Below are 14170 nucleotides of genomic sequence, written 5' to 3'. Positions count from 1 at the left end.
TCCTACCTTATAGCTTGAGCAGTTTTTCGTCTGCATTTGTCCGGACTATAAGCAGACGTTGTGTCGGTCTGGTCATGGCGACGTATAAATCGGCTGCGGCCACAATGCGTGAGGGGGCATTCTCCTCGATGCTTCCCGGCTGCACCACCATCACTGCGTCGTATTCCAAGCCTTTCACCATTTGCGTGGAACAAACGGTGACCTGTTCATCCCAAGAGCTCTGCGCATCGAGACGGTCGAACTCCTTCGCCGTCAATGTTTCGCGAAGCTGTTCGTACACCCGCCTGCGCAACGGCTTGACCATATCGTCAGGTGCGATGATGGCCACGCGTCCGGTGCCATCGGAGGAGACGAATGCGCGGACCAGATCGACGGTCTGCTGTGCCACGGCATCGGCAATCAGACTGTCGTCGGCCAGAGTGAGGCGCTTGACCGAATCCGGCACGCCACGCACCGCATTGACGGTGGAGATGTACAATCCCTCCGTTGCCGCGAAATCACAGGCGAGCTGCGACACTTCCTTCGGATTGCGGTAATTAATCGTCAATTCGTTGAGTTGCCAATTGTGGGGTCCGAACAACGGATCCATCATACGCCGCCACGAACGGGTGCCGCCCAATGCGGAGGTTTGCGCAACATCGCCCACAATGGTGAACGAACGCGACGGGCAACGGCGGATGAGCATGCGCCAATCCATGGCGGTGAGTTCCTGAGCTTCATCGACAACGATATGCCCATATGTCCATTCACGGTCTGCGGCGGCGCGCTGCGCGGTGAGTTCCGCGTCCATCCCGTTGATATTGTCGACCAACATCTGCGAAGTGACGATGCCGGAGCCGATGCCAGCCTGAGCCAGCGTATCTTGCGCGAACTGCTCCTCCTCGGCGCGCTTGGCGTCCAACGCCTTTTGGCGGGCGACCGCTTTGGGGTCGGGGCCAAGCAGTTCCATGGCTTCATCCAGCAGCGGAATATCGCTGACGGTAAACGGCGACCCTTTGGGACGAACCAATGCTTCGATATCGCGTTCCTCAAGCCATGGTGCGAAGCGACGAAGCTGCTGCGGCTTGCAGAACAGTTGGTCGATAAGCCATTCGCCGGTCATCGGCAACCATGCGAGATTCAACGTCTTGCGCAAGGTGTCATTCATGCGCAACTGCTGCATCACATCCGTCAACTCCGCCTGCTCCGGCTCGTAATCAAGCTTGTCCACATAACGGTTGCGCATGGCGATCAACATGCTATGCACGAAAGTTTCGCGTGCTTTGTTGTGCTGCTGTCGCGTGCGCTTGGCATCGGTGATGGCCTGTTCGATATCCGCGCGCACGATGGGCACTGCGAATCCGTTGATGCGGATCGACGGCAATGATGCGGGGACGCGTTCTCGTGCGGCAACGGCATTGGCGATGGCTTTGGACATACGACGTTCGCCCTTCAATTTCGCGGCGAACGGGTTGTCATGCGCCGTCGCGATCACGCCGGGGATCAGATCGGCGATGGTTCGGCTGACTACTCCGGTCTCACCAAGGGAGGGAAGCACCTGGTCGATGTAATGCAGGAACGTGGAGCTCGGACCAACCACCAGCACGCCGGAACGTTCGAGCATTCTTCGATGCGTGTAGAGCAGATATGCGGCGCGATGCAGGGCAACGGCGGTTTTGCCGGTACCCGGACCGCCCTGCACTACCACGGCCTGATTGAGGTCTGCACGGATGATACGGTCCTGTTCGGCTTGGATGGTGGCCACGATGTCGGTCATCTTGCCGGTGCGTTTGGCGTTCAATGATGCAAGTAGCGCGCCTTCACCGGTTAGCGTGCCGTCCGAGGACGCTTGACCTACTTGGTCGGAATGCACATCGAGCACCTCATCTTCGACACCGACCACTTCACGGAAACTCAGCGTGATATGGCGACGCATTACGATATCGCCATGGTGCGAAGGCGTCGCCTCATAGAACGGGCGTGCCGCGTCGGCTCGCCAATCGGTGAGGATCGGCTCATGGTGCTCGTCGGACAATCCGATACGACCGATATACCGGTGCGTGCCGTGAACATCATCGAGCCTGCCGAACACCAGACGGTCCTCGACTGCACGCAACTGGGTGAGACGGTCCTCGTACATGGTGGCGAAGGAGTCGCGTTCGGTGCGTTGCGTGGGCGAACCGTGCGAGCCCGCTGCCCGCACGGTGTCGAGACGGGCGCGAGCTTGAGCCCGTAGGTCGTCCAAGCGGCCATACGCGCGGCTGACGGCCTGTTGTTCTTCACGCAACTGGGCGGAATAACTCGACATCTACAATCCCTTCCTCACAAAACTTAGGCACTCCAATGTACCCCGAGGCTTCTACGAAAACCGACGAGGGCGAGTGCGACATAGCGAAGCAAGGATGAATTTACGGTAGTTGATTTGATGCCATTCGTTCAATGTGGGGAAAATCAACCTCAGCATTTGCTGATTTTTTCCATTTATGTGGGGATTTATGGTGATGCGTGGGGTAAAGTGGGGAAAGAGTTTTGGGTCTAGGTGTTCCCGCGCATCATGTAAGGAGGTGTGGCGATGGTTCAAAGCGTTGAAACCGAGCCCTTCTCCGACGATGGTTCGACGCAAGCGAGCGGTGTGATGGCTGGACTGCCTCCGCTGCTGTTGGGAACATACACTCCAAAAATCGACGCCAAAGGACGTATGGCATTGCCTGCAAAATTTCGCAGCCAGCTGGGACCGGGCATGGTGATGGCCCGTGGTCAGGAGCGATGTGTCTATCTGTTGCCCCAATCGGAATTTCGCCGGATCGCATTGCAGATCCAGCGCACATCCATGGGAAACAAGGCTGCACGTGATTATTTGCGTGTGTTCCTTTCCGGCGCGGTTGATCAGGAGCCAGACAGGCAAGGACGTGTGCTCGTGCCGCAGATGTTGCGCGATTACGCGAATTTGGGAAGCGACATCGTGGTGATTGGCGTGGGGACCCGAGCGGAGATTTGGAACAAGCAGGCATGGGAGGAATATCTCGCCGAACAGGAGCAGGGATATTCCGATATTGCCGATGACGTATTACCGGCGGTGGAATTCTGATGACAGATGTAACGACCATACATCAGCCAGTGTTGCTGCGCGACTGCGTGGATCTGGTGGTCCCGGCGTTGGCGAGGCCAGGGTCGATTGCGGTGGATTGCACGCTTGGTTTGGCGGGGCATTCCACGGCTTTTCTCAAAGCGAGTCCGCAAGCGCGTCTGATCGGCATCGATCGAGACACGGAGGCGCTTTCGCTCGCCACGCAGCGAATGCGGATGGAAGGTCTTGCCGACCGCTTCATACCCGTGCACGCCGCATTCGACGATTTCGCGCAAGTGCTTGATGATCAGGGGATCGACCAGGTAAACGCCGTGTTCATGGATTTGGGATTGTCGAGTTTGCAGATTGACGAGACGGAGCGGGGATTCTCCTATTCTCACGATGCGCCTTTGGACATGCGTATGGACGTGACCCAGCCATTGACCGCCGAACAGATACTTGCTGAATATTCGTTCGCTGATCTGGTACGCATTTTCCGTACATATGGTGAGGAACGCTTCTCCAAGCAGATAGCCCGCGAAATCGTGCGTAGGCGTGAGATCGAACCATTGACCACATCGGGGCAGCTCAACCGATTGGTGGATGAGGTTGTGCCGCAAGCGCACCGTCCTGCGGGAAATCCCGCGAAACGTGTGTTCCAGGCATTACGTATTGAAGTCAACGGCGAGCTCGACAAATTGGCGGGGACGCTACCGCAGATCGCCAACCATCTTGCGGTGGGAGGACGTTTGGTGGTGGAGTCGTACCATTCGCTGGAAGACAAGACCGTCAAAACATTTATGAATCAAGGTCTGAAAGCTGACGTGCCCGCAGATATGCCGGTAATACCCCCGGATATGATGCCGTTCTTCAAAGAACTGACGCGAGGCGCCATCAAAGCGGCCGAGGAAGAAATCGCCATGAATCCAAGGTCGGCCTCTGTGCGACTGCGCGCAGTGGAACTGACCAGACCAATTCCTGAACGCTGGCGAAAACGATTCGACCAAGGCAATGATTACGCAAGCATGAAACGACAAGGAAGGAGGGGCTGAACGTGGCCGCACCAAGAACGATCGCATCAAACGCGGCTCCCGCAGGACGCCGGGACCAAACCGAAACCGCTGGCACCACTCGCCCTGAATTGCACGTCGTCAAAGGAACGCGGGCCGAAGGCAACAGCGTCAAGCGAGGATTCGAACATCTCATCACATGGACGCGCACCAGAAGCACTCCATTGTTGCATCTGGTTATCGCCGTGGTGTTCCTCGGCGGATGTCTTCTGGGATCCTTAACGCTGCGTACCCAAATGGTGCAGCATTCCTTCGAGGCGAACCAGATTGAGTCGAACATTACCCGCCTGACCCAAGACGTGGAAGATGACCAGGCCAAGCTTGACGAACTTGAAGCCTCGCTGCCGAGCAAGGCCGAGGAAATGGGCATGGTGCCCCAAAAAGGCGCTCTAACGATTGATCTGAACGGCTACCAGCCAAGCGGAGACGACGCTCAGTGAATCCTTTTCACCGCACTTACGCACGTTTCCACAAGAAACTGCTTACGAAAACCATGGCCATCGGCGTCATTCTGGCGTTGATGGGCACGGCTTGCCTTATTCAATTGGCCAACATCCAGTTGATCAATGGCAAAACCATGGCGCAGGCCGCGGCGCAAAACCGCACGATTACCGTGACTTTGAAGGCACGGCGCGGCAAAATCATGGACACGAACGGCTCGATTCTCGCGCAAAGCGTGGAGCGCTACACCATCATCGGCAACCCCGAGGAAGCACAGGCCTTCACTCCCACAACCTGCACCAAACAGACCGGAGACAACTGCCATCAGATCGATGGCAAGCCGGTAGGTGCTACCGGAGCTGCGGCGGTAGCTAGACTCCTCGCTCCGGTACTGGACATGGACGCCACCGAATTGGGTGCCATGCTTTCGGGAACAGGCCAATATGCGGTACTCAAAAAAGATGTGACGCCGGCCGTTAAGCGCAAGATCTCCAAACTCAATCTGGGCGGTATCGTCTACGCGGAACTCAGCAACGAGCGCATCTATTCCAACGGAACCCTGATGGGCGCACTGCTGGGAGGTGTCGACGGTGAAGGCAAAGGCGTAGCGGGCATCGAACAGATGGAAAACAAGACGTTGACAGGCGAAGACGGGTACCAAGTCTACCAACAAGGCAACAACGGCGTCGAAATCCCCGGAACCATGACCGAATCAAAAGACGCGGTCAACGGCTCCGATGTCACACTGACCATCGACCATGACGTGCAGTGGTACGTCGAAAAAGTGCTGAAGGAAAGCTGCACGAAATATAGTTCACCGTGGGGAGTCGCCGTGGTGCAGGACACACAAACAGGGGACATTCTCGCGCTCGCCGATAGCGACGAAATCGAAGCCGGCAGCGACCAGGCGAAAATGACGGTTTCCAGGGCCGTCAGCGAAACGTTTGAACCCGGTTCCATCGGCAAGGTTTTCACCATGTCAGGCATGATTCAGCTTGGATTGCACCAGGCATCGGATAAATTCACGGTGCCGGACCACATTACGACGAACGGGCAGACCTACAGCGATGCGACGACCCACGGCGATGAGCATTGGACGCTGGCAGGCATTCTCGAGCAATCGTCGAATGTCGGCATGATCATCGCCGCGGAGAAGATGTCTAACGAGCAGCGATATGAGTTCATCAGCAAATTCGGTATCGGACAAGACAATGGGCTTGGTCTTCCCGGCGAAGCGGATGGTCTGCTGTATTCGGCCGATCAATGGGATCTGCGAACCCAGAACACCGTGCTGTTCGGCCAGGCGTATACGACCAATGCGCTCCAGTTGACGAACGCGGTTGCCGTGATCGCCAACAAGGGCGTCAAAAAGCCGCAGCGCATCATCAAGGCGATCAGCGATGCCGAAGGGCATTCCGAAGAGCAGAAGCCTGAAGGCGAAGCGACGCGCGTGATTGACGAGCAGGTGGCCTCACAGGTGATGAATGCCATGGAATCCGTGTCCGACCACTATTCCCAGTTCGTCAAAGTGGATGGTTACCGTGTCGCGGCAAAGTCCGGTACCGCGGAAGTTGCCGGTGCGGACGGACGTCTGTCGTCGATTATCAGCGATTATTCTGCGATTATTCCTGCGGATAATCCTCGTTTCGTCGTTACGGTGGTGTTGAAAGATCCGCAAGGCGGTTATGGTGGTCTGACGGCAGGCCCGGTCACTGCGGAGATTGGTGAATTCCTTATGCAGAAGTACGAAGTGCCGGCGTCAAGTCCGCGAACTGATGCTATTCCAGTGACTTGGTGAGTGTGTGAGCATGAAGAACGGAGGGGCGGAAAGATGAGCGCGGTCAGCGAATCCATGAATAGGCGAATGACGTTGGGTCTGCTTGCCAGCAGATATGGCTTTGACCTTGATCCCGCGTTCGCTACCGAAGTGACGGTCACGTCCATTGCCGACGACATCGATTCGGTGCGGCCGGGAGCGTTGTTCATGCCGTCCATGCAGGTGGATGAGCAACAGTTACGGCAGGTGCAAGCGCTTGGTGCGTATGGTGCGGTGGTGCCGCATGCGTTGCGAGGAAAAACGGATGGCGTTCAGATTCCTTTGATTTATGCCGAACCGACTGCGCAACAGTTGGGCAAGCTTGCCAGCGAGATGGCGGGCAGCCCATCCGATTCGCTGGCGGTGTTCGCCGTGGCTGGCAGCAATACGCAAACGGTGGAACAGGGTGTGAGGGATCTCGCGGATTTCCTGCACATGCTCGGCAATCCGGTCGGCGTGATTAGTGCCGGCAATTCGCAATCGTTGGAACGATTCCTTGATCTGAACTATCCATTGTCGATTCTTGACGTGCAGCGTACGATGGCTGTGTGCGCCGAAGACGGCGCCGCCGCTGTGATCCTTGCGCTCAGCGAGGAAACGTTGAATGACGATGCGTTGCAGTCGGTGAATGTTGATGTGCTTGGCTGCGACGACAAGGGTCTCAGCGAGGCTGAGATCGTCAAGTCGGTCGCACGGTTTGGATGCACTGTCGGCAAGCAGACCCACATCGCAGGTCGTACGCAGGAATCCGATGCGCTCGCAGCGCAAGCGACGGAGGCATACGGGCAGACGGACAGCAGCGCGTTGTCATTGTCCATCGCCATGGTGCTTGCGGCCGGCGTACGTAAAGCCAATATTAAAAGCGCATTGCGTGTATCTCGAGATCTGAACTAGTCTCGATCGGAACGGATGCGGACGTCGAATAGTGATAATCGTAAACAACGTGAACAATATGCAGTACATCAACACAGAGGAGAAATCAGAGTGAGCAGCCCGACCATGATGCCAATGAGCTTGGAGGAAATCGCCCAGGCGGTTCAGGGACGGCTGATTGCCGGCACCGCGGCGATTGATACGCCTGTGGCCACCAGCACATTCACTGATTCACGACAGATTGTTGAAGGATCGGTATTCGTGGCGATTGCCGGAGAACGCGTGGATGGCCACGATTATGTGTCGAAGGTAGGCGCTCAGGGCGCTGTTGCCGCAATAGTCGACCATGAGATCGACGGTGCCGGAGTGCCTCAGATCGTGGTGGAAGATACGGTGCTTGCCTTGGGCGCGTTGGCCAAGCACAATATCGAACGCCGGCGTGCGTTGGAAACGCCGTTTACGGTGATTGGCATCACCGGTTCCGTCGGAAAAACCACTACCAAGGATCTCATGAAGGCGTTGCTGGCGCACATAGGACCGACGATTGCGCCGGTCGGATCGTTCAACAATGAAATCGGACTGCCGTTGACTTCGCTCAAAGTACATGCGGAAACTCGCTTTCTGGTTGCGGAAATGGGTGCCAATCATGTTGGGGAAATCGCGAATTTGACGTCGCTGGTGCCGCCGGATATTGCGGTCGTGTTGAAAGTCGGCGTCGCGCATCTAGGGGAATTCGGCTCGCCGGAACGCATCGCACAAGCCAAATCGGAAATCATCCGTGGTCTTGTTCCAGGTGGTCTTTCCGTACTGAACGCGAATGACGAGCATGTGGCTGCGATGAGCGCCATCGCTCCGGGCGACGTGATGTGGTTCGGACTTCCGCAGAACAATGACGGCAAGCCGGCAATCAGCGCGCAACATGTGCATTGCGACGAATTGGACCATCCGAGCTTCATTTTGGACAATGGTGATGGCGAGCATGCCGAAGTCACCTTGGGCATCTGCGGTCAGCATAATGTCATGAATGCGCTTGCCGCCGCTTCAGTGGCGATGCGTTTGGGCATGTCGATTGGCGATGTCGCATCCGCATTGTCGGATGTGACGGCCATCAGTCCCCATCGCATGGCTGTTTCCATCGTGAACAAGCAGGAAACGTCATTCACGTTGATCGATGATTCATTCAACGCCAATCCTGATTCCATGAAAGCCGGTCTTGACGGATTGCTGCGTTGGAAGGCTGGTTCCGAAAGCCAGCCATTCCGTGTTGCGGTGTTGGGCGCCATGCTTGAGCTCGGTCCGGATGAAAAGGATTTGCATGTTGGCATCGGCCGGTATGCGTTGGAAGGCGGGGTTGATGCGCTGCTGACGGTTGGCAGTGCATCCGATGCTTCCCTGGACGCTCTGGCAGGTGCCATGGCGGACGGCGCATCCTCGGCGGGAGACGCTTCTCACGTCGATTGGGTTCACGATATCGATGAGGCCGATAGTCTTGTGACGCGACTCGCCGTCGAACATCCAGGTGCCGTGGTGCTGCTTAAAGGTTCCCACGCTTCCGGCTTGAGCGCTCTGGCCGAACGTTGGCAGGCCCTGGCTGCACAATAGAACAAAAGCATTTGGCAAGATTTGAATAATCGACGTTATCTGAAGAATGTCTGACTGAAACGGAGAACATCAGGTGATTTCGCTCATCATCGGAATTGTGGTGTCGCTGGTCGTAACGATTGTGGGAACACCGCTGCTGATTCGTTTGGTACACAAGCTTAATTACGGGCAGTACATACGCCAAGATGGTCCGAAGTCCCATCTGGTCAAGCGTGGCACGCCTACGTTGGGTGGCGTGGTCATCAATCTGGCGGTTGTGTTGGGTTGGGGCTCGTCGGCACTGTATCGCTTCATCACCAGGGGAGAGGTGCCGTCATGGTCGGCGCTGCTGGTGCTGTTCGCCATGCTATCGATGGGTATGCTGGGATTCATCGACGATTTCGCGAAGGTTCGCAAAAAGCAGAGCGAAGGCCTGACGGTCAAAGGCAAATTCATCGGCCAGTTCGTTCTCGCCACCATCTATGCGGTGCTGGCGTTGATTCTGCCGACGAATTCCGGCTTCCCCAGCGCGCAGGCCGGCATGAGCTTCATTGAAGAGCCGTTTTTCAGTTTCGAGTTCGCAGGCAAAGCCGTGGCCATCGTGTTGTTCGTGATCTGGGTGAACTTCCTGATGACCGCATGGACCAATGCCATCAACCTGACCGATGGTCTTGACGGATTGGCTGCTGGTTCTTCGATGATCGCATTCATGGGATATGCGGTGATCACTTTTTGGGAGTTCTACCACCTCAAGGGTTTGGGACATGAAGGCTTCGCCTACGCGGTGTCCGATCCTCTTGATCTGACCATCATCGCGGCCTGCGCGGCGATGGCGTGCTTCGGATTCCTGTGGTACAACTCCAATCCAGCATCCATTTTCATGGGAGATACCGGTTCTCTGGCGCTTGGCGGCTTGTTTGCGGCCATGTCAATCGCCACACATACGGAATTCCTGGCGATTATCCTTGGCGGCCTGTTTGTGATTGAAACCATGAGCGACGTTATTCAGGTCGGCTATTTCAAGATGACTCGCAAGCGTGTGTTCAAGATGGCTCCGATCCATCATCACTTCGAATTGAAGGGGTGGCCGGAAGTCAAGGTTGTAATTCGCTTCTGGATGATTGAATTGCTGTTCGTGTTAATTGCGTTGGTGATTTTCTACGGCGATTGGGTCTCCCGTTCCGGTCTGTGACGGCTGTTGCGTTCCGCTGATATGTGAACGGCTGCAACATGACTGTGATCTGTAAGGAATATCAAGGCATATGAGGTGCCGACAATCGAAGGATGATGGATATGGATATGAGCGGTAAGACCGTGATTGTGGCGGGTCTTGGAGTTTCTGGCCAAAGCATGATGGAAGTGTTGGGGTCCCGCGCCGAAAAAGTGCTTGGCGTGGATGAAAAGAAGCCCGATGCTGATTTGCACTCCTTTGATCGCATCGACTGGGATCATGTTGATTTGGTTATGACTTCGCCGGTGTTCAATCCGAGGACTCCGTTTATTCTTGAGGCGCAGCGTCGTGGCATTCCTGTGATGAGCGAGGTTGAGCTTGCTTGGCAGCTGCGAGTGAATTGCGATTCCACCGGCGAACTAGCACAATGGATCGGCATCACCGGCACCAACGGCAAAACCTCCACTACGGAAATGACTTCGGAAATGCTGACGGCTTGTGACCTGACGGCACCGGCTGTCGGCAACATCGGCAAGGCGGTATCCCATGCCGTGGTCGATCCGGCAAATGATGTGCTATGCGTTGAGCTGAGTTCCTTCCAGTTGCATTTCACCGATTCGCTGGCTTTGGATTGCGCTGCGATTACCAATATCGCGGATGATCATCTTGACTGGCATGGCGGCATTGAAAATTATGCGGCAGATAAGGCGAAGGTCTTCCACCGCGTCAAGAAGGCTTTGGTATATAACGCCGATGACGAGCGTGTGACCAGGCTGGCGTTCGCAGCCGAGACGGCGGAAGGCTGCCGCAAGGTCGGATTCACTCTGTCTGAGCCGCAAGATGGTCAGATCGGCGTGAAGGACGGTTGGATCGTCGATATGTCTGGCATCGCAGGTGGCGAGCTTGGAATGCCAGAGCAGGTCGCCAAGGTGTCTGAGTTTACGCATCTGACTGAGCCTGATGGCACGGTGTACCCGCATTTGCTTGCTGATGCGTTGACCGCATTGGCGCTGGTGCTGGGGCTTGGCGCAGACAAAGAGAAAGCCATCGCATCTCTGGAACAATTCACGCCAGGCGGGCATCGCATTCAGACTGTCGCCACCGCCACCACGCCAGATGGGGGCAGCATTCGTTTCGTGGATGATTCCAAGGCGACCAATGCACATGCAGCCAAGGCATCGCTCAATAGTTTTGCAGACAAATCCGTGGTGTGGATCGCTGGCGGATTGGCCAAGGGCAGCCGTTTCGAACAGTTGGTGGCAGAACAGTCGCACACCATCAAAGCCGCGGTCGTCATTGGCAAAGATCAGCAGCCCATCTTGGACGCGTTCGCAGCAAGTGCTCCCGACATTCCGTTGACCATCATCGATCCGGCGAATAATGACGTCATTATGGAACGGGCCGTCGATGCTGCGGGTGAATATGCCCAATCCGGCGATGTGGTGCTGATGGCGCCTGCCTGTGCGTCCATGGATCAGTTCAAGTCGTATGCCGATCGTGGAAACCAGTTCGCACAGCAGGCTCAGCGTTGGGTGAATGAGCATGGAGAAGCCTAAAACCAAGCAGAGTGACGGTACCCGTCAGAAGAGGCAGGCTGCTGCTGAAGAACGGGTCGACGATTTTCGTGGTTATGTCGGTCTGCGAAGCATGCTTAATCCGATTTGGTGTTTTCACGGGTTTAGGGTCTCTGTGGTTATCCTCACCATTTTCGGTGTGATCATGGTGTTTTCCAGCTCTTCGGTGTATATGATTGCCAATGACCAATCTCCATGGTCACAAGCGATTAAGCAGGGCGCATTCTGCGTTCTCGGACTTATTGTGGGCGTGGCCTGCATGATGGTTCCGGCGGAGCTTATCAGAAGGGTCAGTTTCGCTTTTCTGCTCGTCGCCTTGTTCTTGCAATCGTTGACATTTACGCCGTTAGGTGTTGATGCTCAGGGTAATAAAGGTTGGATTGGTCTTTTTGGATTTACCTTCCAGCCGGCTGAGGTCGTCAAGCTTGCGCTATGCGTATGGCTGCCTCGGGAGCTGATTAGCGCGCAGAAGCGGGTAAGTAAGGTGGGGCCGGTCAATGCATATCGCAGGTTGATTACGTGGCTTGGTCTTGCATTGCTGTTGGTTATGGGCGGCAAGGATCTTGGTACGGCCATGATTCTCTTTGCGATTGCGGGAACCGCGTTGTTGCTGGGAAATTTTCCTGGCAAATGGCTGGCTATTGTGGCATGTGGCGGTCTGGCTTTGGTCGGCGGTCTTGTTATCAGCAGTCCGAACCGACTTAACCGCGTCATGGCTACATATCAGACTTGTTCCGCAGCTGATATGGAGGGTGTCTGCTATCAGGTGGTGCATGGCAAATACGCCATGGCTTCCGGAGGCTTGCTGGGCGTTGGGATCGGCAATTCCGGAGAAAAATGGGGATATCTTCCGGAAGCGCACAACGATTTCATTTTCGCCATCATTGGTGAGGAAACGGGTTTCGTCGGCGCTTCGTTGGTGATTCTGCTGTTCCTTGTGCTTGGATGGTGCATGCTGGTGGTGGCTATCCAAGCGCATGACAGATATATCACTTTGGTGCTGGCCAATATTACCGTGTGGATCGTCGGCCAGGCGTTTGTGAACATTGGTGTCGTGGTGGGGCTGTTCCCTGTTATGGGTGTGCCTTTGCCTTTCGTGTCGGCCGGTGGTTCGTCGTTGATTCTGTGTTTGGGCGCTGCGGGCGTGACCATCAGCATGATGAAACAGCAGCCGCAGATCCAAGCGGAGATTCAGAGAGTCTGAAAAGCCACTGTTGCCTGCGGGGTGCTGTCGCATGCGGTGGCAATCAAACGTAGATGAAATGTGAGTATCCTTGTAAGCATCGGTATGGCGCATGGTGTGCCGGGATACCGTGGGGCTAAGCTCGTACATTATGAGCAATCAGAAGCATATCGTTCTAGCCGGCGGTGGCACGGCAGGTCATGTCAATCCTCTGCTCGCCGTGGCACATGTGATTCGCGAGCTTGAGCCGGATGCCGATATTGCGGTGGTGGGCACTGCAGTCGGTCTGGAACACGAGTTGGTTCCGCAAGCGGGCTTCGAGCTGGAAACCATTGAAAAGGTGCCCTTCCCCCGTAGACCCAATATGGCGGCATTGAAGTTTCCTGCGCAGTGGAAGGCTGAAACGGCCAAGGTACGTGATATTCTCACCCGCCACGAGGCGCAGGTGGTCGTCGGATTCGGTGGATACACGTCGGCTCCCGTGTATGCGGCTGCGCACAAGATGGGCATTCCGATTGCGATGCATGAGCAGAACGCCCGTGCCGGCATGGCCAACAAGCTGGGTGCACGCTGGGCGTCCATGATCGGCACCGCGTACGCGCAAACCGGTTTGAAACCACGCAAGGGTGTTGAAGCCGAACGTGTGGGATTGCCGTTGCGTGCTGAAATTGCGGCAATAGCCGAAGGTATGGAACATGACCGTGCAGCCACAAGGCAAACGGCTGCAGCGCAGCTGGGAGTCGATCCGAACCGTCCTCTGGTGGTGGTGACCGGAGGATCGTTGGGTGCTGTGAACGTGAATCGTGCGGTGGCGGCTTCCGCCAAGGAATTGCTGGAACATGCGCAGGTGATTCACCTGACGGGAAAAGGCAAAGACGATGAGGTGCGTTCGTTGGTGTCGGTGAGTGCCGGAGAGCAGGTGCTTGGTGAGCTTGGACCAGAGCATGCCAACGACGGTGATTATCGAGTCGCGCCTTACTTGGAACGTATCGACCTTGCGTTCGCTTGTGCCGATCTGATTATCTGCCGTTCCGGAGCGGGCACCGTTTCGGAATTGACTGCTTTGGGACTTCCTGCGATTTATGTTCCATTACCGATCGGCAACGGCGAGCAGCGTTTCAACGCTCAGCCGGTCGTCGATGCGGAAGGTGGCCTGATGGTGGCGGACGCTGACTTCACTGCCGAATGGGTCAAACGTCATGTGCCGAATCTGCTAGCCGATTCGGATGCGCTTGCCAGGTATGGCGATAACGCTTGGAAATATGGTATTCGAGATGCCGCCGAAGTCATGGCCAAGCGTGTACTTTCCATGATTGACGAAAGGTAAGCCGTAGCGGCGGCAGGTGTGTCCGTCGCATTTGAAGTCGCGTTCCGAATCTCACCCATGATCGACCAAGTACGAGACCATGGGTGAG

At 56.1% G+C, this 14170-nt stretch carries 11 protein-coding genes; 10 read left to right on the top strand and 1 reads right to left on the bottom strand.

Translation table 11 applies throughout. From position 1 onward, the window contains the following. Positions 1-7: 7 nt before the first annotated feature. Positions 8-2287 carry a HelD family protein gene (locus BBPC_RS06430; RefSeq protein ID WP_004220637.1) on the bottom strand — a complete coding sequence of 760 codons (2280 nt, stop codon included), beginning with the start codon at positions 2285-2287 and terminating at the stop codon, positions 8-10. 264 nt (positions 2288-2551) lie between these two features. Here BBPC_RS06430 and mraZ point away from each other — a divergent pair, with 264 nt between their 5' ends. The 10 genes from mraZ (at position 2552) to murG (ending at position 14082) form a co-directional block, all read left to right on the top strand. Further along, complete coding sequence (mraZ, locus tag BBPC_RS06425; RefSeq protein ID WP_004220634.1) at positions 2552-3067, top strand: division/cell wall cluster transcriptional repressor MraZ; 516 nt, start codon at positions 2552-2554, stop codon at positions 3065-3067. Next, on the top strand, positions 3067-4098 hold the full coding sequence (rsmH, locus tag BBPC_RS06420; protein WP_004220633.1) for a 16S rRNA (cytosine(1402)-N(4))-methyltransferase RsmH: 1032 nt from the start codon (positions 3067-3069) through the stop codon (positions 4096-4098). Before mraZ ends, rsmH begins: the two co-directional genes overlap by 1 nt. A 2-nt stretch (positions 4099-4100) precedes the next feature. Continuing rightward, positions 4101-4556: a hypothetical protein gene (locus BBPC_RS06415; RefSeq protein ID WP_033524073.1), complete on the top strand. Its 456-nt coding sequence runs from the start codon at positions 4101-4103 to the stop codon at positions 4554-4556. A gap of 53 nt (positions 4557-4609) precedes the next feature. Next, positions 4610-6355 carry a peptidoglycan D,D-transpeptidase FtsI family protein gene (locus BBPC_RS06410; protein ID WP_004220629.1) on the top strand — a complete coding sequence of 582 codons (1746 nt, stop codon included), beginning with the start codon at positions 4610-4612 and terminating at the stop codon, positions 6353-6355. Between the two features lie 33 nt (positions 6356-6388). Beyond that, on the top strand, positions 6389-7267 hold the full coding sequence (locus BBPC_RS06405) for a hypothetical protein (protein ID WP_004220626.1): 879 nt from the start codon (positions 6389-6391) through the stop codon (positions 7265-7267). A gap of 105 nt (positions 7268-7372) precedes the next feature. Further along, positions 7373-8848 (top strand): UDP-N-acetylmuramoyl-tripeptide--D-alanyl-D-alanine ligase, encoded by a 1476-nt coding sequence (locus tag BBPC_RS06400; protein ID WP_004220625.1) that lies wholly within the window; start codon positions 7373-7375, stop codon positions 8846-8848. A 73-nt stretch (positions 8849-8921) separates the two neighbouring features. Next, positions 8922-10019, top strand: a complete 1098-nt coding sequence (gene mraY, locus BBPC_RS06395; protein WP_004220624.1) for a phospho-N-acetylmuramoyl-pentapeptide-transferase — start codon at positions 8922-8924, stop codon at positions 10017-10019. Between the two features lie 95 nt (positions 10020-10114). Next, positions 10115-11554 (top strand): UDP-N-acetylmuramoyl-L-alanine--D-glutamate ligase, encoded by a 1440-nt coding sequence (gene murD, locus BBPC_RS06390; protein ID WP_193345779.1) that lies wholly within the window; start codon positions 10115-10117, stop codon positions 11552-11554. Further along, positions 11535-12776 carry a peptidoglycan glycosyltransferase FtsW gene (locus BBPC_RS06385; protein WP_004220622.1) on the top strand — a complete coding sequence of 414 codons (1242 nt, stop codon included), beginning with the start codon at positions 11535-11537 and terminating at the stop codon, positions 12774-12776. Before murD ends, BBPC_RS06385 begins: the two co-directional genes overlap by 20 nt. A gap of 130 nt (positions 12777-12906) precedes the next feature. Then, entirely contained in the window at positions 12907-14082 is a 1176-nt protein-coding gene (murG, locus tag BBPC_RS06380) for an undecaprenyldiphospho-muramoylpentapeptide beta-N-acetylglucosaminyltransferase (RefSeq protein WP_033524071.1), read from the top strand. Positions 14083-14170: the final 88 nt, after the last annotated feature.

This window comes from Bifidobacterium pseudocatenulatum DSM 20438 = JCM 1200 = LMG 10505 (assembly GCF_001025215.1).
Taxonomy (GTDB): domain Bacteria; phylum Actinomycetota; class Actinomycetes; order Actinomycetales; family Bifidobacteriaceae; genus Bifidobacterium; species Bifidobacterium pseudocatenulatum.
The sequence above is the reverse complement of the archived record's forward strand: the minus strand, read 5'-3'. Positions and strand labels throughout refer to the sequence as shown.